The organism is Sphingopyxis terrae subsp. terrae NBRC 15098 (assembly GCF_001610975.1).
Lineage (GTDB): Bacteria > Pseudomonadota > Alphaproteobacteria > Sphingomonadales > Sphingomonadaceae > Sphingopyxis > Sphingopyxis terrae_A.
This window is the reverse complement of the sequence record NZ_CP013342.1, coordinates 3,909,372-3,934,033: the sequence shown is the minus strand read 5'-3', so window position 1 is coordinate 3,934,033 and position 24,662 is coordinate 3,909,372. Positions and strand designations below refer to the sequence as shown.

At 62.2% G+C, this 24,662-nt stretch carries 25 protein-coding genes; 7 read left to right on the top strand and 18 right to left on the bottom strand.

Annotated elements, in window-relative coordinates; translation table 11 throughout:
* Positions 1-4: 4 nt before the first annotated feature.
* Genes AOA14_RS18795 through AOA14_RS18770 form a run of 6 tightly spaced genes read right to left on the bottom strand, consistent with a single transcriptional unit; the run spans position 5 to position 4,220 of the window.
* Positions 5-895 carry a DsbC family protein gene (locus tag AOA14_RS18795; protein WP_062902901.1) on the bottom strand — a complete coding sequence of 297 codons (891 nt, stop codon included), beginning with the start codon at positions 893-895 and terminating at the stop codon, positions 5-7.
* On the bottom strand, positions 892-2,226 hold the full coding sequence (locus AOA14_RS18790; protein ID WP_062902900.1) for a TraB/TrbI/VirB10 family type IV secretion system protein: 1,335 nt from the start codon (positions 2,224-2,226) through the stop codon (positions 892-894). The genes AOA14_RS18795 and AOA14_RS18790 overlap by 4 nt, the downstream gene beginning before the upstream one ends.
* Positions 2,219-2,977: a type-F conjugative transfer system secretin TraK gene (locus tag AOA14_RS18785; RefSeq protein ID WP_062902899.1), complete on the bottom strand. Its 759-nt coding sequence runs from the start codon at positions 2,975-2,977 to the stop codon at positions 2,219-2,221. Before AOA14_RS18785 ends, AOA14_RS18790 begins: the two co-directional genes overlap by 8 nt.
* Positions 2,977-3,549 carry a type IV conjugative transfer system protein TraE gene (locus tag AOA14_RS18780; protein WP_062902898.1) on the bottom strand — a complete coding sequence of 191 codons (573 nt, stop codon included), beginning with the start codon at positions 3,547-3,549 and terminating at the stop codon, positions 2,977-2,979. Before AOA14_RS18780 ends, AOA14_RS18785 begins: the two co-directional genes overlap by 1 nt.
* Before the next feature lie 12 nt (positions 3,550-3,561).
* The gene (gene traL / locus AOA14_RS18775; RefSeq protein ID WP_062902897.1) at positions 3,562-3,849 is read right to left on the bottom strand and encodes a type IV conjugative transfer system protein TraL; all 288 of its coding nucleotides are present in this window, start codon (positions 3,847-3,849) and stop codon (positions 3,562-3,564) included.
* Positions 3,850-3,875: 26 nt separating this feature from the next.
* A complete protein-coding gene (locus AOA14_RS18770) occupies positions 3,876-4,220 on the bottom strand; it encodes a TrbC/VirB2 family protein (protein ID WP_062903267.1) in 345 nt (114 codons plus the stop codon).
* A gap of 348 nt (positions 4,221-4,568) precedes the next feature.
* On the opposite strand from AOA14_RS18770, the gene AOA14_RS18765 reads away from it, so the two are divergent.
* The 3 genes from AOA14_RS18765 (at position 4,569) to AOA14_RS18755 (ending at position 7,237) form a co-directional block, all read left to right on the top strand.
* Positions 4,569-5,030, top strand: a complete 462-nt coding sequence (locus tag AOA14_RS18765; RefSeq protein WP_062903266.1) for a transcriptional regulator — start codon at positions 4,569-4,571, stop codon at positions 5,028-5,030.
* 48 nt (positions 5,031-5,078) lie between these two features.
* Positions 5,079-5,324 carry a helix-turn-helix transcriptional regulator gene (locus AOA14_RS18760; protein WP_062902896.1) on the top strand — a complete coding sequence of 82 codons (246 nt, stop codon included), beginning with the start codon at positions 5,079-5,081 and terminating at the stop codon, positions 5,322-5,324.
* Between the two features lie 104 nt (positions 5,325-5,428).
* Entirely contained in the window at positions 5,429-7,237 is a 1,809-nt protein-coding gene (locus AOA14_RS18755) for an SLC13 family permease (protein WP_062902895.1), read from the top strand.
* Here the strand turns inward: AOA14_RS18755 and AOA14_RS18750 are convergent.
* The 9 genes from AOA14_RS18750 to AOA14_RS18710 all read right to left on the bottom strand — a co-directional run bounded on the left by AOA14_RS18750 (position 7,221) and on the right by AOA14_RS18710 (position 15,569).
* Positions 7,221-7,697 (bottom strand): universal stress protein, encoded by a 477-nt coding sequence (locus tag AOA14_RS18750; RefSeq protein WP_062902894.1) that lies wholly within the window; start codon positions 7,695-7,697, stop codon positions 7,221-7,223. The two genes, AOA14_RS18755 and AOA14_RS18750, sit on opposite strands and share 17 nt — an antisense overlap.
* Before the next feature lie 56 nt (positions 7,698-7,753).
* On the bottom strand, positions 7,754-9,145 hold the full coding sequence (locus AOA14_RS18745; RefSeq protein ID WP_082820010.1) for an alginate export family protein: 1,392 nt from the start codon (positions 9,143-9,145) through the stop codon (positions 7,754-7,756).
* A 62-nt stretch (positions 9,146-9,207) separates the two neighbouring features.
* Entirely contained in the window at positions 9,208-9,393 is a 186-nt protein-coding gene (locus tag AOA14_RS18740; RefSeq protein WP_062902893.1) for a YezD family protein, read from the bottom strand.
* On the bottom strand, positions 9,390-10,442 hold the full coding sequence (locus AOA14_RS18735; protein WP_082820009.1) for a sulfate/molybdate ABC transporter ATP-binding protein: 1,053 nt from the start codon (positions 10,440-10,442) through the stop codon (positions 9,390-9,392). The genes AOA14_RS18740 and AOA14_RS18735 overlap by 4 nt, the downstream gene beginning before the upstream one ends.
* Positions 10,439-11,272, bottom strand: a complete 834-nt coding sequence (gene cysW, locus AOA14_RS18730; protein ID WP_062902891.1) for a sulfate ABC transporter permease subunit CysW — start codon at positions 11,270-11,272, stop codon at positions 10,439-10,441. The genes AOA14_RS18735 and cysW overlap by 4 nt, the downstream gene beginning before the upstream one ends.
* Positions 11,269-12,150, bottom strand: coding sequence for a sulfate ABC transporter permease subunit CysT (cysT, locus tag AOA14_RS18725; RefSeq protein WP_062902890.1), 882 nt, complete (start codon positions 12,148-12,150; stop codon positions 11,269-11,271). The genes cysW and cysT overlap by 4 nt, the downstream gene beginning before the upstream one ends.
* 4 nt (positions 12,151-12,154) lie before the next feature.
* Positions 12,155-13,210: a sulfate ABC transporter substrate-binding protein gene (locus tag AOA14_RS18720; RefSeq protein ID WP_322787187.1), complete on the bottom strand. Its 1,056-nt coding sequence runs from the start codon at positions 13,208-13,210 to the stop codon at positions 12,155-12,157.
* Between the two features lie 103 nt (positions 13,211-13,313).
* The gene (locus AOA14_RS18715) at positions 13,314-13,772 is read right to left on the bottom strand and encodes an RrF2 family transcriptional regulator (protein WP_062902889.1); all 459 of its coding nucleotides are present in this window, start codon (positions 13,770-13,772) and stop codon (positions 13,314-13,316) included.
* A gap of 57 nt (positions 13,773-13,829) precedes the next feature.
* Entirely contained in the window at positions 13,830-15,569 is a 1,740-nt protein-coding gene (locus AOA14_RS18710; RefSeq protein WP_062902888.1) for an SLC13 family permease, read from the bottom strand.
* 132 nt (positions 15,570-15,701) lie between these two features.
* On the opposite strand from AOA14_RS18710, the gene AOA14_RS18705 reads away from it, so the two are divergent.
* Entirely contained in the window at positions 15,702-16,505 is an 804-nt protein-coding gene (locus tag AOA14_RS18705; RefSeq protein ID WP_062902887.1) for a lipid II flippase Amj family protein, read from the top strand.
* A gap of 386 nt (positions 16,506-16,891) precedes the next feature.
* On the opposite strand, the gene AOA14_RS18700 is transcribed toward AOA14_RS18705, so the two are convergent.
* Positions 16,892-17,581: a hypothetical protein gene (locus AOA14_RS18700; protein ID WP_145923457.1), complete on the bottom strand. Its 690-nt coding sequence runs from the start codon at positions 17,579-17,581 to the stop codon at positions 16,892-16,894.
* 521 nt (positions 17,582-18,102) lie between these two features.
* On the opposite strand from AOA14_RS18700, the gene AOA14_RS18695 reads away from it, so the two are divergent.
* Both AOA14_RS18695 and AOA14_RS18690 read left to right on the top strand, forming a co-directional pair.
* Positions 18,103-19,584 carry a succinyl-CoA:acetate CoA-transferase ScpC gene (locus tag AOA14_RS18695; protein ID WP_409372274.1) on the top strand — a complete coding sequence of 494 codons (1,482 nt, stop codon included), beginning with the start codon at positions 18,103-18,105 and terminating at the stop codon, positions 19,582-19,584.
* A gap of 93 nt (positions 19,585-19,677) precedes the next feature.
* Positions 19,678-20,529: a L,D-transpeptidase scaffold domain-containing protein gene (locus AOA14_RS18690; protein ID WP_158514426.1), complete on the top strand. Its 852-nt coding sequence runs from the start codon at positions 19,678-19,680 to the stop codon at positions 20,527-20,529.
* Between the two features lie 35 nt (positions 20,530-20,564).
* On the opposite strand, the gene AOA14_RS18685 is transcribed toward AOA14_RS18690, so the two are convergent.
* Both AOA14_RS18685 and AOA14_RS18675 read right to left on the bottom strand, forming a co-directional pair.
* Positions 20,565-21,928, bottom strand: a protein-coding gene (locus AOA14_RS18685; protein ID WP_145923455.1) for an IS3 family transposase whose coding sequence is annotated in 2 segments (ribosomal slippage) — positions 20,565-21,580 and positions 21,580-21,928 — 1,365 coding nt in all. Because the reading frame shifts where the segments join, the coding sequence is not laid out codon by codon here.
* Between the two features lie 417 nt (positions 21,929-22,345).
* Positions 22,346-23,275, bottom strand: a complete 930-nt coding sequence (locus AOA14_RS18675; RefSeq protein WP_201258348.1) for an IS110 family RNA-guided transposase — start codon at positions 23,273-23,275, stop codon at positions 22,346-22,348.
* Between the two features lie 86 nt (positions 23,276-23,361).
* Here AOA14_RS18675 and AOA14_RS18670 point away from each other — a divergent pair, with 86 nt between their 5' ends.
* On the top strand, positions 23,362-24,576 hold the full coding sequence (locus AOA14_RS18670; protein WP_006954973.1) for an IS256-like element ISSpma2 family transposase: 1,215 nt from the start codon (positions 23,362-23,364) through the stop codon (positions 24,574-24,576).
* The last annotated feature ends 86 nt before the right edge of the window (positions 24,577-24,662 follow it).

Genomic DNA, 24,662 nt, shown 5'->3' with positions numbered 1-24,662 from the left:
ACGGTTATCCTTTCTTGGCCGGAGCGAGGGCGGCCGCTTTTGCGGGCTTGAGGAATTCGCGGAGCACGGAAGCCGGGCGATACCCTTCAAGGATCGCGCCGTCGGACGGGCGTACGATCACCGGCGTTCCGTTGAAGCCATGGGCCTTGGCAAAGGCCTCGTTGGCATCGAGCCCGCTCGTGTCACACGGCTTTGGATTGGCGAGGGCGAGACCCGAATAGGCCATATGCAGTGACACCTCAGGGCGCGGCGAGCACAGCACCCGTTCGGCATCGCGGCGGCTGTCGGCCCCGAAGATCGAAATGGGCCGCTCCTCGACGCGCGCGCCGATCGCCTTCAGTTCGGCTTCGAGCTTCTTGCAGTAGCCGCAGTGGAAATCGGAGAAGACGACGACCTTGGGGCCGTTCACCGGTCCCCAGGTGATCGCGCCGTTCGCGGGCAGGCCGGCGAGCGATACCTTCTGCGGGGTGGCGCGCGGGGCGGGCTGGCTTTCTTCGTTGGCATTGCTCCGCCGTGCAGCACCAGCAGCCAGCAAGTCTGGGTTGAGTGCGAGGAGACGGGCTGCCGTCAGGTCTTGCCGCGCCTCCATGTCGTAGATGCGCCCGATCACCAGATATTTGGCCGCGCGATCGACGTAGAACAGCGTCGATTTCGAGGCGACTTCGCACAGGCCGCCAAGGCCATCGCAGGTGATGGCGTCGATCGGCGTCTTCGGGAGGCGCAGCTTGAGCGCGGCGCGCACCTTTGCCGTGTCGGGAGCCTGGGCCGGGGAGGCGAGGCTGGCCACGCCCCAACCCGTTGCGGCTGACAGGGCGACGACGGCAGCAAGGGTCGCCACCGGTCGCAGCCAGCGCCGCGGCTTGGTGGGGGTTGGATCATTTGTGGCGGGGGTCATTGGGAGTTCCTCACGTAGACGCCGTCGAGGAAGACGATCTCGACATCGATGCCGGTCGGCATCTCGACGACGGGTTGGTATTGTTCGGCGCGCTCGATCAGATATTTGCTGACCGTATCGGCGGCATCGGCAGCGCCCTGGCCGAGCCCACCGCCGAGGATGTCGCCGCCAGAGAGCTTCGAGCGGGTGCCATCGGCATTGGTCGTGACGCCGGAGAAGACGCTGTTGGCGTTCGCCGAAAAGCCGCGCCCGAACCCGCCGACAATCCCGGCAAGCAGAGCCTGGCTGACAAGGCTGCCCTCGCGGCTGACGACACGGCCACGCACGCCCGATTTTCCAGCAAAGCTGATGAAGCCTTTGACCTCGCTCACCGCGACGCGCCCGCCGGGCTGGTCGCAGGTCATCCGCGCCAGCTTCACGTAAACCTTCTCGGACGAGAGATCGCCGCGCGCTGCGCCGTTGACGATGCAGCCCTGAAGCCGGGTGGTCAGAACCTTGCCGTTCTGCATGACCGATCGCGCCGGACCGGTAATGCGCAGCACCACAGGAAGCGGATCGGTTTGGCTTGCGACACCCGCCGACGCATCGACGCCGACGATGACCTTGGCAGGAGCATAGGAATTGGGCGGCAGATAGTCGGGCGAGTCCTCGACTACCACCGGCGGCGCTTCCGGGCGGGCCGCCCTGAGGCCACTGGCTCCAGCCTTGTCAGAAGTGAAGCTCATGAGTTTCACTTCGCCGGGACCGGGCAGGCCAGTTTCGCTTGCGCCCAGCGCAGCACCCGTAGAGCCGGGCTGAGCCGGTCGACCGCGCGCATCATAGCCACCCGCCTGCGGGCCATAGGCCGGTGGCGGCAAGCTTGCGGCTGCCGGGGCAGCCTGGCTGGCGAGGCGCGACTTGAGATCCGCGTTCTCGGCAGAGATCGCATCGATTGCGGCCTGGCCGTCGACCCGCATGGCCTGGTTCTCAGCCTTGAGTGCAGCCAGCTGGGATTCGATTTCCTCCCGCGGGAGGCTCGCGTCCTTCATCGCCTTCTGCTCGCGGGTGACGGCATCGAGACGATTGCCGTAAGTCGCGACGAACTCGCGCTGCGAAAGGTCGCGATTGATGAGCCCTGCCGTGTCGATGGTCTGGGCGGCGGTGGGATCGTCGCTCTTCGCGCCGTCGTCGCCGCCCAGGATGAACCAGCTGCCGCCGACAAGCGCGAGTGCGCCCAAGGAGCCAAGCAGAAGCTTTTGCCGCCGTGCGGTCTTCGCGTTGAGGCTGGTTACTGGCGACGGCGTTGCCGGATCGGCCTGTACCGGGGTTGAGATCGAGGGAGCATCAGTCATGGCCCAACCCTCCGTTCGAACCGACGATGAAGGCGACCGTGCTTTCTCCCGATTTGAGAGTGGGCTGGGCGATCGAGATTGCGAGTGTCTGGGAGGACGCGAGATCCGCTTCGGCAAGCGTCAGCGGCTTGCGGCCACGGTTCGCCAGACGGATGACCTTTCCGGCAAGCGCGCTTCCGCGGTAATCGGCGATGAGCTGGATTTCGAGATCGCCGACCCGTGCCGGAAGGGCGGAGGATTGCCTGACCTCGAAGCCATCGACCGTCCGGTCATTGGCCATGGCCTGGATGAGCCGCACTGCGCTCGTCTCCAGCGGCGTTTCGCTTTCCCAGCCAGATGCCTTGCTTGTCGCGATCGCCGGGTTGGTGATGAAGACCTGCGCTGCCGGGACAGGCTCGACCTGGCAGGAAACCTTGTAGACGAAGCCCTTCTTGGTCGTGGCGAAGAAGCTGATCGACCGCGCCGCATAGGTCTCGGGCACCGACACGTAGATGTCGCCGCGCAGCGGTTCGTTGGTGACCGCAAAATCGTTGTACGGCGTGCCGGTCGAGATCTTCGAAACGCTGGCAAACTGGTCGTCGACCAGCGCGAAGCGCGTCAGCTCGCGGGCCGACACGGCGCATTCGATGCTCGCTCCGTCTGCCGCCTGTTTGAACTGGTCGGCGGCCTGCGCGGCGCTCCCTGAAAATGCGAGCATGGTGCTGGCGCAAAGAGCCAGGCTCCACGCGCGTGTCTTGCGTCGGTAAGCCATCACTGGGCCTCCTTCGATGGATCTTTGGGGGGCAACTGGCTGAAGCCTGACAGCGCGAGACGCAGGCCCCGGTAGGTCCAGTTGAAGCGGAAACGGCGTTCGTCGCTCGCGATGACCTGGGCGCCGACAAAGGTCTTGAGCGTGCCCGTCACATCGGAAGTCAGCCCCTTGGGGTCGACGGTCATCGAGCGGATGACGAAGGCCTGGGTGACATCCGAACCCCGCTGCTCTTCGACAATCCGGACGAGATCGGCCTTCAGCCGTCCGTAGCTTGCCGGATCGGCGAGCTTCAGGATCTCGTCCATCCAGTAGTCGAGGCCTTCGGGGCTGCGATTGAGGAGAACGAGTGCGGCATCGCGGGTCACGAGTTCGAGATAGTCGGCCTCGACCCCCGCGCTGCTGACAGTGAGCTGCTTGGGGAGCGTTGGCAGGAGCACGACTTCGCGGTCGCGGGTGGCAGCAAGGCTGACAGCGACGACAAGCGCAATGCCGAGCCCGGCGCTGGTGAGCGCAAAGAGGTTGCGCTGGCGTAGCAACGATTGCTGACGCTCGTGTGAAATGTCGGCAAACATGGATATCTCCCCTCAACCGGCAAGCAGGCGGCAGTGGGAAGGCGGCGTCGATTTCAGGCCCAACAATCCGGCCGGCAAATACCAATAGGCGGCATGGGCTACCCAGGAGCTGGCGCGTCCTGCTTTTGCCTTTCGCAGCGCGAACCAGGCGCCGAAGGCAACGATGATGCCGATAAAGATATGCTGGCTGAGGATCCCCCAGGTGAAGGGGATGAGCATCCCGCCGAACTCGTCGATGGTCCAGAAGCCGATGAGCTCCGGATCGTCGAGCCGACGCGGGATGATATATGGGTCTGCCATGGCGACGCGCCTTCCCGTCCGATGCGTCAGATGACCGCGGTGACGACCGAGGTGACGATCGGAACACCCGTGCCGACGCCGATGCCGACACCGACAGGAACAGCGACCTGTCCGAGCGAGAACCGGCCCGATGCGAGACCGATGAGGCCGCCTGCAAGGCTGAGGACGGTGATGATCTTGCCGCCCGAGCCTTCGAGGAAATCGGTGAATTTCGTGAGGGCAGGGGTGAAGGTCGTGTCGGCGCCAGCGTAGGCGGCGCTGGCGGCCAGTGCTGCGACCGCAAGCGGTACAGCGAAGGTCATCGCCTGCCCGAACTTCGAGGGGTTCTGATTGATGGCGCCGGAACGCCGGGAGAGGGTGAGAGACTGCATACGGAGCTCCATCTGGAGGGGTGAACCCAGCGTTCTTTCGTTCGCTGTGTGTTCCACATGCATCTAGGAAATCGATGTAGGAAAGTCGGATTGCCCCTGGGGCTGAAGTGGCGGACGGATATGGACGCATCAATTGGCCGACGTCGGAGATAATGCACGTAAACAGCGGTTTGTCTCGTAATCGGCGTCGACGAATCCCGACAAGAGCGGCGGTGATTGCCAGCGACTCGGACCTAGGGACTGATTCGCCTAGAAACGATATGTTCCGTAAATGTTCTTTTCATTTTCCTACATAGATCACGCGCGATATGGCTACGACTCAGTTCCTCATCGTTGGAGTTTTTGTCGATGCACCAGCCCGCGCCATTCCGAGGCGAAGCCAACGCCAGCCTCGCGCACATCCTTGCCCATGCAATCGAATCGTCTGACAAGCCCAAGCACCAGATTGCCCGGGAAGTGGGTATCCACCGCGAGACCCTGCTTCGTGTGATGCGCGGCGATCGGCCGATCGGGCTTGATGAAGCCGCGCGCGTTCTCGATGTGTGCGGCGCCTTTCCCCGTGCAAGCATGATCCTGGCTCTCGCCGGTCAAGAGGACCTCGCCTGCGAATGGATGCGCAGCGAAATGGGGGAGTTCCTTGAGGACTTCTTCACTGCCTTGCCAGGCCAGCTCGAACGCACGCTTGGGCGACGCGTCGAAGATTTGCGGCCCCGGTGGGCTAACGGGACGTCGCAGCTCGTCGCCCGCATGCTCGCCAAGCACATCGATGATTTTGCCAATCGCGACATTTCGATGGCGCTGGCGCGCTGATCCAATTCACCTCGGAGGGGACCGAGAATTGACCCGACAGGACTGATCATGAAGCAGCAACCCCAGACCACCGAAGATCGCTCGCCAGAAAGTGATGCGCTACCGCCAGCCCCTCCAGCCGCGCGGTTGCTCAGGCTGCCCGAAGTCATCGACCGGGTCGGTTTGCGCCGCTCGGCGATCTATCAGCGAATGAGTGAAGGCCGCTTTCCCAAGTCGCGCTCGCTCGGACCCAAATGCGCAGTTTGGGTCGAGGCGGAAATCGAGGCTTGGATTTCTGCCGTCTCACGGTCCTAACGCTGAGATGACGGCATGTGCTACTTTCCGCGAACCTGTTTACTGCCTGAGCTCCGCTCAGAAATTGGTGGCGCGACTGAAGTGAAGATTGCACTAGCTAACCAATGCAATCGGCTCTCGTTACCTTCCTCGCGTCTTACGGACCATACATCGGCCTGATCCTTCTGATCGGCATTTTCGTGGCGTTCGCGCTTGAGCGGCAGCCGCCCGTGGTCATCGCCGTCGTCGGGGGGCTGCTCATGATGGCTCTGGGCTTCCTGCCGCCCGGAGAGCTGCTGGGAGTTTTCAGCAACTCGGCCCCGATTACGATCGCAGCCATGTTCGTGCTCACCGGTGCGCTCCTTCGCACCGGGGCTCTCGAGGAAATTTCAGGCTGGGTCATCAGACGGACGCTGCGCAAGCCCCGCCTGGCGATCGCCGAGATCGGCGGCGGGACGATTCTCGCATCCGCGTTCATGAACAACACGCCGGTCGTGATCGTTATGATTCCGATCGTACAGCGTCTCGCCCGCGTCCTTGGCATGGCGGCCACTCGCCTGCTCATCCCGCTGTCTTATATATCCATCCTCGGGGGTACACTGACGCTGATCGGTACTTCCACCAATCTGCTCGTGGATGGTGTGGCTCAGCAGCAGGGTCTCGAGGCGTTCGGTATCTTCGAGATAACCGCCGTGGGCCTGTGCGCTGCCGCAGCCGGTCTCCTATACCTGGCCGCAACCGGAAAATTCCTGCTTCCTGATCGAGCCGCCCACGCGCTTGACGAGCAGGGGGAAAGCGACGCATTCCTCTCACACCTGACTTTGGTGCCCGAGAGCGTGCTCGTGGGGCGCCACATCGGCGACATTGCTCTTTTCCGCCGACCAGGTTTGCGCCTTGTCGGTATCCAGCGCGGCCGGGAGATAGAGCGCCGCGGCTTGGACCAATGGATCCTCAGGGCCGGCGACCAGCTGATCGTTGCGGCAAGTCCCGCAGAACTGGCGTCAATGGCCGAAGCCCGTGACTTCAAAACCGGCCTTCTGGGAGTAGGCGGCGGCGTCGCTACATCGGGAACAGCGCGGCCCGAGGACCTTCGTCTCGTTCAGGCCGTCATCTCGCCGTCGCACCCGGTGATCGGCCGCAGGCTCGCTGACATCCCGCTTCTCTCGCGCCTGAAAGTGCGTGTGCTCGGCCTCGCGCGCCCCCGCCATCTTGCCGGACCAGATCTGGCAAATGTGCGCGTGCGGGCGGGCGACCGGCTCCTCATCGCCGCCGGAAGCGACGCGGCACAGGCACTCCAGGGCAATGTCGGGCTTGCCGACGTGAGCGAAGCGCCGGTTCGGGCATTTCGTCGCACCAAGGCGCCGATCGCGATTGCCACTCTCGCCGCGGTGGTCATTCTCGCCGCCGTTCTCGGGTGGCCGATCGAGGCTCTTGCCCTGGCAGGTGTCGGTGTGGTGCTCCTCCTGCGCTGTATGGAGCCCGAGGAAGCCTGGGGCTCGATCGATGGCAACACGCTCGTGCTGATCTTCGGAATGCTGGCCTTCGGACGCGGCCTTGAGAACGCAGGGACGGTGAACCTTATCGTCACAAGCCTGCAACCGCTCCTCTCGACGATGTCGCCGCTATTTCTGCTCGTCGCGGTCTATGCCGTCACCAGCGTGCTGACCGAAACGGTCACCAACAACGCAGTCGCGGTCATCATGACGCCAATTGCCATCGGCCTAGCAACTGCCTTGTCGATCGATGCGCGGCCACTGGTGGTGGCGGTCATGTTTGGTGCAAGTGCCAGTTTCGCCACACCGATCGGCTACCAGACCAACACGCTTGTATACGGCGCCGCCAACTACCGGTTCATGGATTTCGTCAAGATCGGCGTGCCGATGAACATCGTCGTGGGCGTTGCCGTGTGCCTTGCCATCAGCTGGTTCTATTGAGCATTGGTTCGCAAGGCTCGCGCTCAGACGGGACTGCCATGCCGTCCCGGACGAGAAGGACCGAGCATGAGACCCGCGCGGCAAGGCGCAGCGCCGCCTGCGTGCGCAAGTAGTCACCGATGCCGGGCTTTCGGGCGGGCATGACAATCAGATCGGCTTCGACCTCCTCAGCCATGTCGAGAAACGACCCCGGCACCGATCCCCAGTGCACGAGCGTATCGCACCGCTCGCAGGACGTCCTCGAGCGCAAGGCCTCGAGGCCCGCGGTCGCACGCCTCTCGAACCACTTCTTGGCTTCCCAAGAATAGTCGGCATCCCGGTCGGTAACCCAGTGCGGAATGATCGTTGCGAGCGTCAGCCGCGCGTCATGATCTCGCGCTAGCCGGCAACCGGCGGCGAATGCGTCCGTCCAGGCGTCAAGCTCGTTGAGCTTGATCGGTAGCAGAAGGCTCGTGAACATGGTCCAGGGTCCTCTTTAACCGGGGACACCGCCGAACGGCGCCCCCGGCCCTTGCTTCAGAAACTCGCGGTCAGATCGACATAGCTGTAGAGCGTGTCCCCGAAGCCATTGCTGTTCGGCGCGCTTTCCAGGAAGCGCCCATGGAAGAGAGCTGCCGCTCCCGCATCGAGCCGGAGCGCCTTGGGCACGATCCAGTACCGCGCGCGCGCCTCGATCTGGTGTCCGCCAAACTTGCCCGACGCTCCCGTCGCATCGCGGACTCCGGTGCTGGCGAAGCTGTCGGTGGCGCTGTCGAGCCATGCGGCACGATAGAACAGAAACCCGTCCCAGCGCTTGGATGGCTTTACTTCAAGGCGGATGCCGGGCGAGCTGATATTGTTCCGGCCGAGCGGGCCATAGATGCCGGTGGGACCGAAGTCGAAGCGCCGGGGGCCGTAGAGACTGTCGAAGCGGCCATATTTCCCGCCAGGATCGTCACCGGTGGCGAGGTCGTACTCGAGCGCCACACGTGGCTGCCACCGTCCGGCGAACTGGTAGCCGAATTCGGCGTGCAGGAAATGGGCCGCCACGTCCTGGCGCGACGCATTTGCAGCGGAACTCGAGCGGATGTCGCCGAACTGGTAGGCGTACTCGAATTCGTAGTCGAGCTTGCCGGCCGAGGGATCGCGGAAGACCCGCAGACCCGGTGTGAACAGGTGGCGATCACGGGTGCTTCTCGCGACGGTGTCATCTTCGTCGAGCGCAAAGAAATAGAGCTCCAGGTTGGTTGACCCGGCAAGCTTGGGTTTGCTGAAAAATCCGCCCCAGAAGACCAGATCGTCGCCCTCGCGGTCCCATTCGACCTTGTTGTCGAGAATCGATGCCTTGTCGCTCGGCAGCCGTTGCTGAGGATAGGTGTAGAACATCGTCAGCTGCTCCTTGTCCTGTCCGATAAACTCGAATTTGGCGCCGGTGAAAGCGTTGGTGGTGTTGCGGAAATTGTTGCGGCCCGCGAGGCGCCGCGAGCCGAGGTTGAGCACGAAGCGCCCGGCGTCCAGACTGGCAGAAGATCCCGTGCCGAACACATCGCCGAAATCGGCGCCGACATAGGCCTGGACCAGTTCCAGAGCATTGACCTCACCAGTGCCCACCGAGCTGCCGGCATCGGCATCGTAGGCGCGGGAGTCGATCAGCTCGCCGCCTATGCGGATCGGTCCGGAGTCGTATTCGGCGGCGATCCGGCTCTGGATCGAGATCAGATCGTCGTTCTGGTCCAGGCCGGGGCGAAACTGGTTTGCAAGCGCTTCGTAACGAACCCTGACGCTGCCGGATACCTCCAGCCCCTCGGGGTCTCCAAGAGCTTCCTGCAAGGTCCAGGGTTCGCCCTTGTCGCTGTCCTGGGCCAGAGCGGGAGCGCTCCAGAAAACCAGGGCAATTGCTCCCGTGCTTAGCAGATGGCGTGCGATCATTCGTGATGTCCTTTCATGTTGATCGCGACACCTCCGGTGGACCGGTGAGCGTCTGAAATTGTCTATTTTCCGGCGTTGAGCCGCTTTTTCTCGGTCACGTCGATCTGCACGATCCGGTCCTCGTGGACCGTGATCGCGACCGAACCGTATCGCAGCGCGAGAAGGGCCTCGCGAATGTTCGCGAGGCTGTCCTCGACATGCCGGAGTTTCTCCGGCGCAAGGCCGCTGCTGGGCGAAATTCCATTCATGGCTGAACTCCATCGGTCGGAAACAGGCGCCCCCGCGTGATCCGCAAGGCAAGGCGTTGCCCGGGTTGGGGAGCTGGGCCGGTCGCATCGAGATCTACCTCGAGCACCTGCGAACACCCGCTAACGCTGCCTTCGACCCGCCACTCGCCGCCCCTGCGGTAGACGTCGGTCACGACGAGCGGCAGGCAGCCTGCCTGATCTTCGGCGATGGTCACATCGTGCGGCCGGAAATCCAGCCTCGCGGGTCCATCGGCGACGAGCCCGGTTTCGAGTGTGAGCGGCCGGTCATGGAATTTGGCCGTTCCCCCCGCGATCGTGACCGGGAGGCTGTTGGTGTCCCCGACGAAGCCGGACACAAACCGACTGCCGGGCGTCATGTAGACTTCCTCGGGTGTGCCAACCTGTTCGATGACCCCGTGATCCATCACGACGACGCGATCCGCGAGTTCGAGTGCCTCTTCCTGGTCGTGCGTCACGAAAATGGAGGTAAGGCCCATCTGTTCATGCAGTTGGCGCAGCCAACGCCGCAGTTCCTTGCGGACTTTGGCATCGAGCGCTCCGAAGGGCTCATCGAGCAGCAGCAACTGGGGCTGGACCGCTAGCGCCCGGGCCAGCGCAACCCGCTGCCGCTGACCGCCCGAAAGCTGGGTGGGATACCGATCGCCGAGCCCGGAGAGCTGGACAAGATCGAGCAATTCTTCGGCCCGGGCACGGATATCGGCCTTTGATGGTCGCGCGGACCGCGGCCTAACCGAGAGGCCGAAGCCCACGTTATCGGCAATGCTCATATGCTTGAACAATGCGTAGTGCTGAAACACGAAGCCGACTTTACGATCGGCAACCTTGAGATCGGTGACATCTTCGCCATTGAAAGCGACCCGGCCCGCATCGGGAAAGGCAAGACCGGCGATGATGCGCAGCAATGTCGTCTTGCCCGATCCCGAGGGGCCGAGGAGAGCGAGGAACTCGCCGTCCCGGACTTCGAGGTTGATGTCCTTCAGGGCTTCGAATGTGCCGAAGCGTTTGGAGATATTGCCAAGCGTGATCAATGTCCTGCACTCCCATGTGCATAGCCGTACCGCCATTCGAGTATGGATTTGAGCACCAGCGTCACCAGCGCTAGCGCGGCCAGCAGCGATGCAACCGCAAAGGCGGCTACGAAATTGTACTCGTTGTAGAGAATCTCGACATGCAGTGGCATGGTGTTGGTCAGTCCGCGCAAATGCCCTGAGACCACCGAGACCGCGCCGAACTCGCCCATCGCGCGTGCGTTGCACAGCAGGACGCCGTAAAGCAGGCCCCAGCGGATATTGGGCAGCGTCACCCGAAGGAATGTCTGGAAGCCGCTCGCTCCAAGCGAGAGCGCCGCCTCCTCGTCGTCGCGCCCCTGTTCCTGCATCAACGGGATCAGTTCGCGAGCCACGAAGGGGAAGGTCACGAAGACGGTTGCCAGGACAATGCCCGGGACCGCGAAGATGATCTGGATGTCATGCTCTCGCAGCCAGGGCCCGAGCCAGCCCTGCATCCCGAACAGCAGCACATACACAAGACCAGCCACAACAGGCGACACCGAGAAGGGCAGATCGATGAAGGTGATGAGCACGCTCTTGCCGGGAAAATCGAACTTGGCGATCGCCCAGGCCGCAACAACCCCGAACACGATATTGAGGGGCACGCTTATAGCGGCCACGATCAGCGTCAGCCGGATGGCGGACAGCGCATCGGGTTCGGTGAGGGCATCGCCATAGGCCGCGACGCCCTTGGAGAGCGCTTCGACGAAGACCGTGACAAGCGGAAGCAGGACGAACACCGCAAGAAACGCCAGCGCCACGGCCGTGAGGATGAGCGGGCTCTTGGCCCGGTTGCGGAAGATGTTCATGTCTCCACCTTCCTGCGGCTCCACGCCTGGACCAGGTTGATGAACAGCAGCATCGCAAAGGAGATGAGCAGCATAACCACGGCGATCGCCGTCGCGCCGGCATAGTCATATTGTTCGAGTTGGGTGACGATGAGCAGCGGCGCGATCTCGGATTTGAACGGCATGTTGCCGGCGATGAAGATCACCGAGCCGTATTCTCCCACGCCGCGGGCCAGAGCGAGGGCAAAACCGGTCAGGAGCGCGGGCAGGATGGCCGGGAGGATGACTCGCACGAAGACCTGAACCGGGGTTGCGCCGAGCGACAGCGCCGCCTCTTCGGATTCGGAGCTGATGTCGGCCAGGACCGGCTCAACGGAGCGGACGATAAATGGCAGACCGATAAAGATCAGCGCGATCGTGATCCCGACAGGGTTGTAGGCGACCTTTATGCCGATCGGCTCGAGGAACTGCCCGACCCAGCCGTTGCCGGCGTAGATCGCGGTGAGTGCGATGCCGGCCACGGCCGTCGGCAGGGCAAAGGGGAGGTCGATCAGTGCATCGAAGACGCGCTTACCCGGAAACTGGTAGCGGACGAAGACCCACGCGACCAGCGTGCCGAACACCGCGTTGATGAGAGCCGCCGCAAAGGCAGTTCCGAAGCTCACTTTGTAGGCCGCCATCGCGCGGTCGGAAAAGCCAACCGCCAGAAAGTCGGAAAGTCCCATTCCGGCCGCGCGGATGAAGACCGTGCTGAGCGGGATCAGCACGATCAGCGACAGCCAGACGAGCGTCAGCCCCATGGTCAGGCCGAAGCCCGGGATGATGGATCTGGGGCGCCTGGTTCGCCGCGTGTTGCGAGCGACCGGCATCTGCAGTGGACTGCTCAATGCGATCTCCATGAGCTTATCTCGGCGCGTAGATTTTGTCGAAGACGCCGCCATCGTTGAAGAAGCGCTTCTGTGCCGCCTGCCAGCCACCGAATTCGCCGTCGATGGTGACCAGGTTCACTTGCGGGAAGACCGAGGCGTACTTCTTCTTCGCGGCCTCTCCCGTCGGCCGGTAGAAATTCCTGCCGATGATGTCCTGGGCTTCGGGCGTGTAGAGATAGCGCAGGTAGGCTTCTGCGACTTCCGAAGTGCCATGTCGGCGGGCGTTGCCGTCGAGGACAGTAACCGGCGGTTCGGCGAGGATAGAAACGGACGGAACGACGATGTCGAACTTGTCTTCGCCAAGTTCCTTCTGGGCGAGGAAGGCTTCGTTTTCCCAGGCCAGCAGAACGTCACCGATCCCGCGTTCCGCGAAGGTCGTGGTCGATCCGCGCGCGCCGCTGTCGAGGACCGGCACATTCCCGAAGAGCTTCGTTACGAATTCCTGCGCCGCCCCATCGGACCCGTATTTCTGCTCTGCGTAGGCCCAGGCAGCGAGGAAATTCCACCGCGCGCCCCCGCTCGTTTTCGGGTTCGGCGTAATGACACTGACACCCGGCTTTACGAGATCATCCCAATCCCTGATGTCTTTGGGATTGCCGTCGCGGACCAGGAAGACGATGGTCGAGGTATATGGCGCGCTGTTGTTCGGCAGGCGCTGTTGCCAGCCTTCGCTCAGCGCGTCGGTCTTCGCGGCAATCTCGTCGATGTCATAGGCGAGCGCGAGGGTCACCACGTCGGCATCGAGACCGTCGATGACCGCGCGCGCCTGCTTACCCGCCCCGCCGTGACTCATGTTGATCTTCAGATCCTGCCCCGTCTGCTCTTTCCACTGCGCGGCGAACCTGGGATTGATCTCTTCGTAAAGTTCACGGGTAGGGTCGTAGGAGACGTTGAGGAGTTCGACAGTCCCGGTCGCGGCATCACCATCCCCACTTGCCCTGTCCTGCGAACACGCAGCCAGCGCCAGAACGGCGCCGCCGAGCAGTACCCCCAGCGCTCCTGAGCGCCATCTCGGGAAAGTCTTCATCATTGCATTCTCCCTGTCAGAGGCCGGCGCCAGCGCACCGTCCGAATCAACTCCCGATAAAGCCTACCGGGTAACTAGGGATATGCAACAAAATTGAATAGAGGTGCTAAGCGGTGCGGCGCTCCTCGAGCGGCACGGGCGAGCCAAACGGCGTGTTCGCGAGCGCATCGCCGATAGTCCGTGCGTCGAGCACCCGCCGGCTGGCATCGTAGGACCGTCCAAACTCGCGCCGGATCTCGCAGTGGGCTTCGCTGACGCAATCCTCGCAGCGCCGGTAGGATTGCCGCGAAAGGCAGGGGAGAGGCGCCAGCGGACCCTCGAAGATCCTCAGAACCTCGCCGAAACTGACCGTATCTGCGGGACGGAGCATCACGTAACCGCCACTCTTGCCCCGGCGGCTCTCGAGAATGCCTGCCTTTTTCAGGTCGAGCAGGATCTGCTCGAGAAACTTGTGCGGAATGTTGTAGCGGCGCGAAATCTCGGAGCTGGTCATGGCTTCGCCCTCGGGTGCCGCTGCTATCGTGAGCAAGGCCCTGAAGGCATATCTGGCCTTATTCGAGATCATCGAAGTTCCCTATTGCATAAGTAGGCATTTAGCGAGCAGCAGCATTTCTTGCAAGGGTCAGGCCGCGAGCAGCCATGCAAACGCTAGCGCAGCCGTTAGCAGGCAAAGCCCGGTCAGCGGCGCTCCCAATCTCGAGAAGTCCAGGAAGCGATAGCCGCCGGCGCCCATCACGACCGCGTTGTTGTGATGACCGAACGGAGTAAGGAAATCGAGCGATGCGCCGATCGCTACAGCGATGAGCAGCGGTTCGACCGGCGTGCCCGTGCGGGTCGCTAGACCCGCTGCGATCGGACTGAGCACGATCGCGGTGGACACGTTATCGATGAAGGGCGTGACAACGACAGCAAGCGTCAGGACAGCGAGGACGACGACCAGCGGCTGCCCCGTGGGCAAATATCCCGCGATCTCGTTCGCGATGAGGCGCGCGGCACCCGTCTCCTCGACGGCGAGTCCCAAAGGGATCATCGCGGCGAGCAACAGGACAATGCCCCAGTTGAGATCCTGCAGGGCATTGCGCAGATTCAGACTTCCGGTGACGATCAGTCCCAGGACGACGGCGCCGAAAGCGACCTCCGTCGGCAGCAAGTCGAAGGCAGTGGCAAGGACACCGGCAGTAAAGATCGCGACCGGCACCGCTGCGCGCTGGATCTGACGCGACGGGCGGCGGGGCGAAAGAACCAGCAGCCCGCATTCGCTTGCCAGGCGGCGCACCGCGTCCCGGTCGCCGCCGAGAACCATGACATCGCCCATTGACACGGCGAGATCGGCGAAGCGGCCTTCGACACGGCCCCGCCGGCTGGCGATCGCCTTGACGATAACGTCACCCGTCCCGTAGCTTTCTACATCCTCCACCCGCGATCCGAGCAGCAGGCTCTCGGGCATGACTACGACTTCAGTCAGCGCTTCGTGGTTCGCGCCGAGCGCGACATCGAAAGCGCCCGATTCCTCGAGCTCCTCCATCTGCGCGATGGTTCCTTCGATGAGGATCGTATCACCTGAGGCGAGGACGATGTCCGGGCGGCGAGCGAATACATGGGCGCCATTCCTCATCACGCCGTGGATCCGGATGCCGAGGCTCGCTTCGAGATCGGGCACCCGTTTTGCGATGTGGGGACTGGTACGCGGAACAGTGCGTTCGGCAAGAAAGTCGCTGGGCCCCCCGTCGAGCACAGGGGCTGCACCGTCGGTGAACCGGCCGAAGATGCGCGGTCCCGCGAAAGCCACCCACACGATGCCGATAACCGCAAGCGGGCCCCCGACCAGCCCCAGCTCGAAATACCCTAGATTCCGCCCGGTCTCGTTCGCCACCCATTCGTTAACGACGAGATTGGCCGGCGTTCCGGTCAGCGAGCACATGCCGCCGAGCAGAGTTGCGAATGACAACGGCATCAAGACCTTGGCCGGCGCGATGTTGAGCCTCGAGCAGACTGAAATCGCTACCGGGAAAAGCAGCGCCAGCGCGCCGATGTTGTTCATGAAGATGGAGATCGTCGCGCCCGTCACGCACAGAAAGAGAAGCACGCCCGTTTCACTTTCCCACCGCGAGGCGATCCGGCGGGCGAAATCGTCGATGATCCGCGTTCGTGACAGTGCGGCCACCACCAGCAGAATCTCGACGACGGTGATGACTGCCGGACTCGCAAAGCCCGAGAACACCGATTGCACCGGGACCACGCCGGTCGCGAACCCCGCAGCAAGGCCGCACAGTGCAACGACCTCGACCCGGAACCGCTCGGTCGCATAAGCAACGAGCATGACCAGCAGGATGGCAAGAATTGCTCCCTGGTCGAAGCTCATTCGATTTCCTGCTGACTATACCGCCTCACAGTGTTCTCAGTCCCAACTCAGCAATTGCCACATGTCGTGATCTCCTCTTAATACCTATCGCGCCGCTAGGAAATAACCTGTCGGCAGTCGGAGCGTGCGGCCATGGACAACCAGCTGGTATTGATCTGCCTGCTCACCTTCAGCATCCATCTTATCGGCGCGCTTGCCTACGCGGCCCGGATTGCGGGGGTCAGGACGAGGCGCATCGCGATATCGTTCGCCCTTTTTAATGTCCTCGTCCTCGTGTCGCGATTGTCCAACAGCTTTCTTGGCCCGTTTCTCGCCAAGCGAATCGAGAATGCGCTGGCAACGGGGGCCGGCGAGCACCTGCTCTGGGAATTCAGGATCATCTTGCTGTCGGCGACCGCCGCTGCCGTTGTTGGTGCGCTCATGGTCCCGACTGTCCAGCGCTGGTTTTGCAGCGCAATCGGCCACTTCCAGGAGCACAGGTCAATGGGGCGTCTGCTGCTGCACGCCTTTTCGAAAGGCGGACTGGGCTATATCCGCCGGACAAGCACTGTTCCCGCGCGGGAAAATGTCTCGGGGCTGCGGAAGGTCGGCGGGCTGCCGATGAAGGTGATCGGGCTGAACGTCCTCGCCCAGCCCCTGCTGACCGTCGGAGTGATCGCCTCCCTCTACGCTGGCTACCTCTATCCCGAATACCGCGTTACCGCTTCTCAGCTCTCAGCGATCGTGAATGGTGTCGCGACACTGCTTCTGTTTGTCCTCATCGATCCCCAGCTTTCGGTCATGACCGACGATGTCGTCGCGGGATCTGTCGATGAGGCCCGGTTTCGCCGGACCATCGTCTGGCTTTCGCTTAGCCGGGTGGCAGGCACGCTTCTCGCCCAGCTGCTGCTGCTTCCGGCCGCCTGGCTGGTTGTCTACGCCGCCGGCATGATCTGAAAACGCTTTGTCACTGGCTCCGTGCAATCCGGCGCTCCGGTGCTCAAAATGGTTTGCAACTAAACACCCTATCGAGTAGATAGGGAATACGCTGATCGGTCATGGTGGTTCCTTCCTTCAGGTTCGAGTCTGCCAACCTAAACCTATCCCGAAATCACGGTGACCACCTCAACCCCAGCTAAACCACCCCGTGGGACATCATCCGACCTTTCTGCACTTCTCGAATCCATACAATTGCGAATCGAAATAGGTTGTAAGCGGGAAAGTGCGACCCTAAGGGCTCGTGGCGTTAGCGCTGCGTGTTCCTGACTTTCAAAGCGGTTCCTGGACCTGGTCCGGTGAACCGTTTTTTGCGCGATTATGCTTTTTGAACCAGCAATCCGACCTCACATCGGCTCGGCGCAGCCGTTCCGCCTTTCGCCATGTACCAGAAGCTCCACGGCAACTGGGTAGGTCTTGTCTGACATGCCGTCGGAACAGCCGGGCGCGGCACGGGTCCGCAGTTCGAACTGGCGCCCGCCAAGCGCGCCGCTCCACACCCCGCCATGCGGTATTGGCGTGAACCGGGTCCAGACGCGCGTGCCTTGCTGGTCCTCCGGGTGGGAATAGGTGACGCAGCGGCCTTCGATCCGCGCACCCCAGAAGGGTTCTGTCCCGACCGCGCGCAGGCGCTGCGCCGCAAGTTCCCGGCCGTCCTGAACGCGGCAGGGACTGACCGGGCGCTCTGGCAATCCCGCGCGCGGCGTCTCGGCAAGTGCCTTGCCGCGACAGGCAGCAACGAACGACCCGACAAGCGCTTCGGGTACAGGAGGGTGGGGGCCGCTGGTCTGGGCGCCATAGCTGGCCGAGACCGGGCCGCCCAACAGCGCCGCGAGGTTGGCCGGGACCGCTCCCACCGCACTGACCCCGCCGAGCCGGCGATCGCCGCGGACATCGGCCACAAGCGCTTCCACTTCCCCGCCACTGCCGAATGACAGGCGCTCTTCGCTGCCGATCGGTTTGAAGCCGGGCACATTGATCCGCAACCGGTTCTCCCCTGAGGGGCAGGAAAGCGACAGGATCGGGCTGCCCAACATCCGTGCGCTTCGCGGGCACACCAGTCGGTGAGCCCGAAGGCACGACATCCACTGCCGGTGAGCTGCTGCCGTCCTGAGCATCTTCGCGGCGGTCACAAGCGCCCAGTAGTATTGCGGCAATGATGATCGGAACTAGGTTGCGCCTCCGGGCATCCATGCATGGGAAGGATCGGCGATCTTACGAGGCGAGTTGTCGTATTCCGCATCTCAGGCAGGCGCTGCGTTGGCAAGCTATGCCATCGCCTTCCATTAACGACCACCAGGCATTATCAGTCTGCTCAGTGGGCCATTGCATGGCTTCGAATCCAGAAACCTGATCGCGAAATTCTTGGTCGGCTGAGACGTTGTCCGATTAGCTCTCGCGCGCAGGTTGCCATCTTCGCTGGCTTGACCTGCGCCGTCTGTAAATAGCGTTGATCGACCATGACCTGCCCCCTACGCAGCTGGGCCTCGCCAGCAACCACGGAGATCGCGAATTGACCAGTTCACGCATTGCGAATGTCGAGCTCCGATCGCGGGTCATGGATGCAGAGGCGGCCGCAGCGCTGATTGCGCCGGGCACCACGGTCGGCATGAGCGGCTTTACTGGCTCTGGATACCCTAAGGCGGTGCCGCTGGCCCTAGCCCATCGGATCGAGGCGGCGCACGATGCCGGCGATCCGTTCTCGATCAGCGTGTGGACCGGCGCGTCTACCGGGCCGGAACTCGATGGCGCGCTGGCCAAGGCCAAGGGCATCGACTTCCGCCTGCCCTACAACTCCGATCCGATTGCCCGCGGACAGATCAACCGCGGCGAGATGAATTATTTCGACATGCACCTCAGCCAGGTCGCGCCGATGGCATGGCAGGGCTTCCTTGGCCCCCTGGATACCGCGCTTGTCGAAGTGACGGCGATCCTGCCCGATGGCTCGCTGGTTCCCGCCTCGTCGGTGGGCAACAACAAGACCTGGCTGGACCGCGCAGGCCAGATCATCCTTGAGGTCAATCGCTGGCAGAACCCTGCGCTGGAGGGGATGCACGACATCTATTACGGCACAGCGCTGCCACCGCACCGCGTGCCGATCCCGCTGATCAGGCCCGATGACCGGATCGGTCAGCCCACCTTCCGCTGCGATCCTGCCAAAGTCGTCGCCATTGTCGAAACCGACACGCCTGATCGCAATCAGGCGTTCAAGGCGCCCGACCAGAGCGCGTTGCTGATCGCCGGGCACCTGTTGGAATTCTTCGCGCATGAAGTGGCGAAGGGGCGGCTTCCGGCCAACCTGCTGCCGCTGCAATCGGGCGTCGGCAACATCGCCAACGCCGTGCTGACCGGCCTGATCGACAGTCCGTTCGAGAACATGACTGCCTATACCGAGGTCTTGCAGGACGGAATGCTCGACCTGCTCACTGCGGGCAAGCTGCGGATGGCATCGTCGACCGCGTTTTCGCTCAGCCCGGAGGCCGCACACGCACTGAATGGCGATATGGACCGCTACCGGACGCGGATCATCCTGCGCCCGCAGGAAATGAGCAATCATCCAGAACTGATCCGGCGGCTCGGCTGCATCGCCATGAACGGCATGATCGAGGCGGATATATACGGCAACGTCAATTCCACCCATGTCATGGGATCGGCGATCCAGAACGGTATCGGCGGTTCGGGCGATTTTGCCCGCAATGCCTATATCTCGATCTTCATGGCGCCTTCGACCGCCAAGGGTGGGGCGATCTCGACGATTGTGCCGCAAGTCAGCCATGTCGATCACATCAATCAGGATGTGCAGGTGATCGTGACTGAACGTGGCCTGGCCGATTTGCGCGGGCTTGCGCCAAAGCAGCGTGCCCGGCTCGTTATCGAGAAATGCGTTCACCCTGACTATAGGGCAATGCTCGCCGATTATTACGAGCGGGCACTGCGCGATTCCTATGGTAAGCACTCGCCCGCCTTGCTGGGCGAAGCCCTATCCTGGCACCAACGCTTCATCGCGACTGGCTCCATGCAATTCTTTTCGGGACAGTGAGGTTCCAATAAGCGCATCAATTGAACTGGCGAGGTAGAGCACGGATGTATCGGCGCTTACGCCATCAAGCTTGGAAGATGACCGCCCGTGCCTTTGAAACTAAAACATATTTTTCCGGTGGTCCTTGTGCTGACTGCCGGTTGCAGCGGTCCAGAGGTAAGCAAAACAAGGGAACCTGAGGCTCAATCAGAACTTTCTGAGCTCCCCCCGAGCATTCCAGCTGCGGAATTGCAGGCAGAGGCGCAGGACACACAAGTCCGCGAGTTCTACGAAAAGGCCGACTGGGCGGCCATTTGGTCGCCGCGTGCAGAGCAGGCATTGAGGGCCGCGCTTGGAAAGCGGGCGGACCACGGCCTGGACCGCGTGCATTTTCACCCGGAATTATCGAAGCTATCCGCCCCAGCGCGCGAGATTGCCCTGACCAGTGCTGCCCTGATGTTCGCAGGCGCGCTGGCTCGCGGTGTCGCTGATCCAGCGAAGCTCCACACCATATACACCCATCCTCGCCCTGAGGTAGATCTCGCATCAGGATTGGCCACAGCGGTTCGGGCTGGCCGGGTGGATGCGTGGCTGGATAGCCTCGCGCCGGATACCCCTGAGTATCGCGCTTTGGCGGACACCTACCTGCAGCAGCAAAAGGCAGCGTCCCAGGAGAACGTCGCGCAGATTGCCAGCGGAGACCTGATCCATCCAGGCGACCGGGATCCACGGATCCCCCAGATCGTGACGGCGCTCGTGGAACATCGCTACCTGGCTATGCCGGTGACGACCGAGGCCTCGCCATCGCAGCCCGTAGATGGCACCCTTTACACCGTAGGTATCGTAAGGGCCGTGAAGGCCTTCCAGCACGACTACGACATCAGGGATGACGGTGTCATCGGCGTCGATACGTTATCCATTCTCAATTGTCCGTCGTCAGAACATTCGGCACAACTCGCGGCGTAGATTAGCGGAGTGCGGGCCTCGTCTTGGGGTTGATGTTAAGCGGCGAGCTTGCGGTGAAGCAAGCGCCGATGTTCGATGGTCTGTCGTTTGATCCTTTCGCGCTGTTTGATGATGGCAGATGCCCTGCCGAAGTAGGCGTCAGCGGGCGTCACGTTGGCCAGGCTCTCGTGGTAACGCTGGTGATTATAGTGCTCGACGAACGCCTCGATCTGGATTTCGAGATCGCCGGGCAGGAAGTAATTTTCCAATAGGATGCGGTTCTTGAGGGTCTGGTGCCAGCGCTCGATCTTGCCCTGTGTTTGCGGATGCAACGGGGCGCCACGCACATGGCTCATCTTGTTGGCTTCGATATAGTCTGCCAGTTCGCCGGCGATGTAGCTCGGGCCGTTATCGCTGAGCAGTCTGGGCTTGTGCCGCACCGTGGCGCTGTCGCAGCCGGAAGCCGCCAGGGCGAGGTCCAGCGTGTCGGTGACGTCCTCGGCCCGCATATTGGTGCAAAGCTTCCAGGCGATGATGTAGCGCGAGAAGTCATCGAGCACGGTCGACAGGTACATCCAGCCCCACCCGATGATCTTGAAGTAGGTGAAGTCGGTCTGCCACATCTCGTTCGGCCGTGTGGTCTTGGTGTGGAACTGATCGGCCGCCTTGATCACGACGTAGGCCGGGCTGGTGATCAGATCATGGGCCTTGAGCAGCCGGTAAACCGTGGCTTCCGACACGAAGTAGCGCTTCTCGTCGGTGAACCGCACCGCCAACTCGCGAGGGCTCAACTCGGACTGGTCCAGCGCCAGCTCGATGATCTGGTCATGGATCTCGGACGGGATGCGGTTCCACACCCGGCTCGGCGCCGATGGCCGATCCTCCAGCGCTTCCGGCCCGCCCTCGAGGTAGCGATCATACCACCGATAAAACGTCCGGCGGGGGATGCCGAGCTTGTCCAGCGTGCGCTTGGCGGGCAAGTGCGACTGTTCGACGATCCGGATGATCTCGAGCTTCTCGGATGCGGGATACCTCATGCGTCGCCTTCCCCATCCGCGATCATGCTTTTTTTGAGCAACCGGTTTTCCAGCGTCAGGTCGGCCACGCACTCCTTCAGGGCGCTTGCCTCGCGGCGCAGATCCTTGACCTCATCGGTCGTGGCAGCACGAGCAGTGTCGCCCGCCAAGCGGCGCTTGCCGGCCTCCATGAACTCCTTTGACCATGTGTAATACAGGCTCTGGGCAATGCCTTCCTTGCGGCACAGCTCGGCGATGGAGTCATCACCACGCAGGCCTTCCAGCACGATCCGGATCTTGTCCTCGGCTGAGAAGTGCCGACGGGTCTGCCGGCGGATATCCTTGACCACCTGTGCCGCCGAGGCCTTGGCAGGCGATTTTGCATTAGAGGATTTGGGCTTCATCTTCGTTCCTTCGTCACTACGACGAAGCCCAAACCCTCCTTAAATCACAACCTCAAATCTGTGCCATAGGTGCTGACGGGGGACACTTATGGCAAAAGTCGATGACATCCTATATTATGCCAATGATGTATCGCAACCAGACAACTAGCACTTCTGTGGTTGCCGTCCGTTGCGCAAGAGGCTTTCGGCTTGAATGAGTAAATGATCGAGTGCGGTCTTCTGTCAGGCCTTCGTATGCGGCGTTTCAGAGACCGCTGGCCGGTATGGTGATCCGCGGATCAGGTCCAAAACTACTTTCCGAGCATGGAAGCTCACGTGCTAGGGCTGGTTTTCCTGATCCGATCTGTTCGATCCTTTTCCCATTCAAATCATTGCCTTCCTGCTCCCCTTCACCGACGTCAGCCTATCGCGGTTTGATCAAGCCACGGTTGCTGCCATCGAATCCCGGAAGTTCTCCTGTCTGGTGAGCATGGCCCAGATCGCCCGCGCCATCTTGTTGGCCAAGGCAATCGCGACCAACATCCGCGGTTTGCGTGCACTCAGGTTCGCGAGCCAGGAGCCTGCTATGATAGATTTCCGACCCATCCAGTTCAGTCGGGACATTGCGCCAATTATCAGGAGGCGGCGAATATCAGCCTGCCCTGCTTTCGAAATGCGCCCATGGCGGGCCTTGCCACCGCTTGAATGCTGACGAGGCACCAATCCCAGCCAGGCTGCAAAATCGCGGCCGGACTTGAAGCTTTCCATTGGCGGAGCGAAGGCGTCGACAGCAAAAGCTGTCATAGGGCCGACACCGGGCATCGTCTGCAACCGGCGTGCGGTGTCGGTTTGAGCCGCCAAGGCTCTGATCCGCTCGTCGCTTCGTTTGATCCGCGCCGTCATCCCGGTAATTTGATCGAGGATTTCAAGGCATTCCGAGCGAACGATTTCCGGAAGGTCGCTGTTAACCTCCTCGACGATCGCTTCAATCCGCTGACATTGCTGAACCCCTTGGGGAACTGCATGACCGAATTCGTAAAGGAAGGCGCGGAGCATGTTGATCAACTCAGTACGCTGATGGACGAGCCGGGTTCGGGTACGAAACAGCATTGCCCGGCCTTGTTGGTCTTCTGACTTGGCAGCGACGAAGCGCATTTCCGGCCGCTGCGCGGCGATGACAATGGCCTCGGCATCCGCGGCATCGTTCTTCTGCCTTTTGACGAACGGGCGAACATAATGCGGCGCGATCAGCTTTACAGTATGACCAACGCGACTGAGTTCACGTGCCCAGTAATTTGTTAGCGTCCGCGCTCGTGGTGTAATTTCCGGTGTAGGCGATGGTGTATTCCGGGGTGGGGCATGCCCCACCCCGGAATGCGGCGTCGCTGGTGGCCACCGGGTTCATCGTTATGGTGGAGTTTGCACACTTCAACCGTGACGAAGAGGAGTTCCCGATGACCGAGGACAGATTACTGATCGAAGAGCTTGCTGCGAAGGGCGGCCAACCGGATTTTTTGCGCACCATCGCCGAGAACGTGCTGCAGCTGATCATGGAGGCCGACGTTGATGGCCTGATCGGCGCGGGTCGCCACGAACGCAGCAGCGAGCGCGCGACCTGGCGCAACGGCTATCGCGACCGTTCGCTGGATACCCGGGTAGGCACGCTGAACCTGAAAATCCCCAAGCTGCGTGCTGGGTCCTACTTTCCGGGCTTCCTTGAGCCCCGCAAGATGGTCGAGAAAGCGCTGGTTGCGGTGATCCAGGAAGCGTGGATCGGCGGGGTCAGCACCCGGCGGGTCGATGAACTCGTCCAGGCCATGGGCATGACCGGCATCTCCAAGTCCACCGTCTCCAAGCTTTGCAAGGACATTGACGAGCGCGTCCATGCCTTTCTGAAACGCCCGCTCACCGGCGAATGGCCGTATCTCTGGCTCGATGCCACCTATCTCAAGGTACGCGAAGGCGGGCGGATCATCAGCGTTGCCGCAATAATCGCCATGGCCGTCAACACCGAGGGCCGGCGCGAGATCGTCGGCCTGCATATCGGCCCCTCGGAAGCGGAGGTCTTCTGGTCCGACTTCCTGAAGGACCTTGTTCGGCGCGGTCTTACCGGCGTGAAGCTGGTCATCTCCGATGCTCACGAGGGCCTCAAGGGCGCGATCACCCGCGTCATGGGCGCCACCTGGCAGCGCTGCCGGGTGCACTTCATGCGCAATGCCCTGTCCTATGTGCCCAAGGGCCAGAACACTGTCGTCGCCGCCGCGATCCGCCAGGTCTTCCTGCAGCCCGATCAGAAAAGCGCAACGCAGGTCTGGCGACAGGTCGCCGACCAGTTGCGCACCCGTTGGCCCAAGCTCGGCGCCTGCATGGACGAGGCCGAAACCGACGTGCTCGCCTACACCGGCTTTCCCACCCAGCACCGCACGAAGTTACACTCAACCAATCCGCTCGAGCGGCTCAACAAGGAGGTCAAGCGCCGCGCCGACGTCGTCGGAATCTTCCCGAACGAAGACAGCATCATCCGCCTCGTCGGGGCTGTGCTGATGGAGCAGAACGACGAGTGGCAGCTCCAGCACCGATACATGCAGATCGAAGGCATGGCCGAACTCAACCAACCCATGATCGAGGAGGAAAATCAGCCCCTACACATCACCGCCAAAGCCGCCTGACGATGGCCCACGGCCACAGCCGAAATTACACCACCTTGACGGACGCGACCTGCTCTGATAGCTATAGAAATAAGCAAAATTATTTT

Coding starts and splice junctions, on each gene's coding strand:
- AOA14_RS18795 (WP_062902901.1), bottom strand. CDS start 895: ATGACCCCCGCCACAAATGATCCAACCCCCACCAAGCCGCGGCGCTGG.
- AOA14_RS18790 (WP_062902900.1), bottom strand. CDS start 2,226: ATGACTGATGCTCCCTCGATCTCAACCCCGGTACAGGCCGATCCGGCA.
- AOA14_RS18785 (WP_062902899.1), bottom strand. CDS start 2,977: ATGGCTTACCGACGCAAGACACGCGCGTGGAGCCTGGCTCTTTGCGCC.
- AOA14_RS18780 (WP_062902898.1), bottom strand. CDS start 3,549: ATGTTTGCCGACATTTCACACGAGCGTCAGCAATCGTTGCTACGCCAG.
- traL (WP_062902897.1), bottom strand. CDS start 3,849: ATGGCAGACCCATATATCATCCCGCGTCGGCTCGACGATCCGGAGCTC.
- AOA14_RS18770 (WP_062903267.1), bottom strand. CDS start 4,220: ATGCAGTCTCTCACCCTCTCCCGGCGTTCCGGCGCCATCAATCAGAAC.
- AOA14_RS18765 (WP_062903266.1), top strand. CDS start 4,569: ATGCACCAGCCCGCGCCATTCCGAGGCGAAGCCAACGCCAGCCTCGCG.
- AOA14_RS18760 (WP_062902896.1), top strand. CDS start 5,079: ATGAAGCAGCAACCCCAGACCACCGAAGATCGCTCGCCAGAAAGTGAT.
- AOA14_RS18755 (WP_062902895.1), top strand. CDS start 5,429: ATGCAATCGGCTCTCGTTACCTTCCTCGCGTCTTACGGACCATACATC.
- AOA14_RS18750 (WP_062902894.1), bottom strand. CDS start 7,697: ATGTTCACGAGCCTTCTGCTACCGATCAAGCTCAACGAGCTTGACGCC.
- AOA14_RS18745 (WP_082820010.1), bottom strand. CDS start 9,145: ATGATCGCACGCCATCTGCTAAGCACGGGAGCAATTGCCCTGGTTTTC.
- AOA14_RS18740 (WP_062902893.1), bottom strand. CDS start 9,393: ATGAATGGAATTTCGCCCAGCAGCGGCCTTGCGCCGGAGAAACTCCGG.
- cysW (WP_062902891.1), bottom strand. CDS start 11,272: ATGAACATCTTCCGCAACCGGGCCAAGAGCCCGCTCATCCTCACGGCC.
- cysT (WP_062902890.1), bottom strand. CDS start 12,150: ATGGAGATCGCATTGAGCAGTCCACTGCAGATGCCGGTCGCTCGCAAC.
- AOA14_RS18720 (WP_322787187.1), bottom strand. CDS start 13,210: ATGATGAAGACTTTCCCGAGATGGCGCTCAGGAGCGCTGGGGGTACTG.
- AOA14_RS18715 (WP_062902889.1), bottom strand. CDS start 13,772: ATGATCTCGAATAAGGCCAGATATGCCTTCAGGGCCTTGCTCACGATA.
- AOA14_RS18710 (WP_062902888.1), bottom strand. CDS start 15,569: ATGAGCTTCGACCAGGGAGCAATTCTTGCCATCCTGCTGGTCATGCTC.
- AOA14_RS18705 (WP_062902887.1), top strand. CDS start 15,702: ATGGACAACCAGCTGGTATTGATCTGCCTGCTCACCTTCAGCATCCAT.
- AOA14_RS18700 (WP_145923457.1), bottom strand. CDS start 17,581: ATGTTGGGCAGCCCGATCCTGTCGCTTTCCTGCCCCTCAGGGGAGAAC.
- AOA14_RS18695 (WP_409372274.1), top strand. CDS start 18,103: ATGGATGCAGAGGCGGCCGCAGCGCTGATTGCGCCGGGCACCACGGTC.
- AOA14_RS18670 (WP_006954973.1), top strand. CDS start 23,362: ATGACCGAGGACAGATTACTGATCGAAGAGCTTGCTGCGAAGGGCGGC.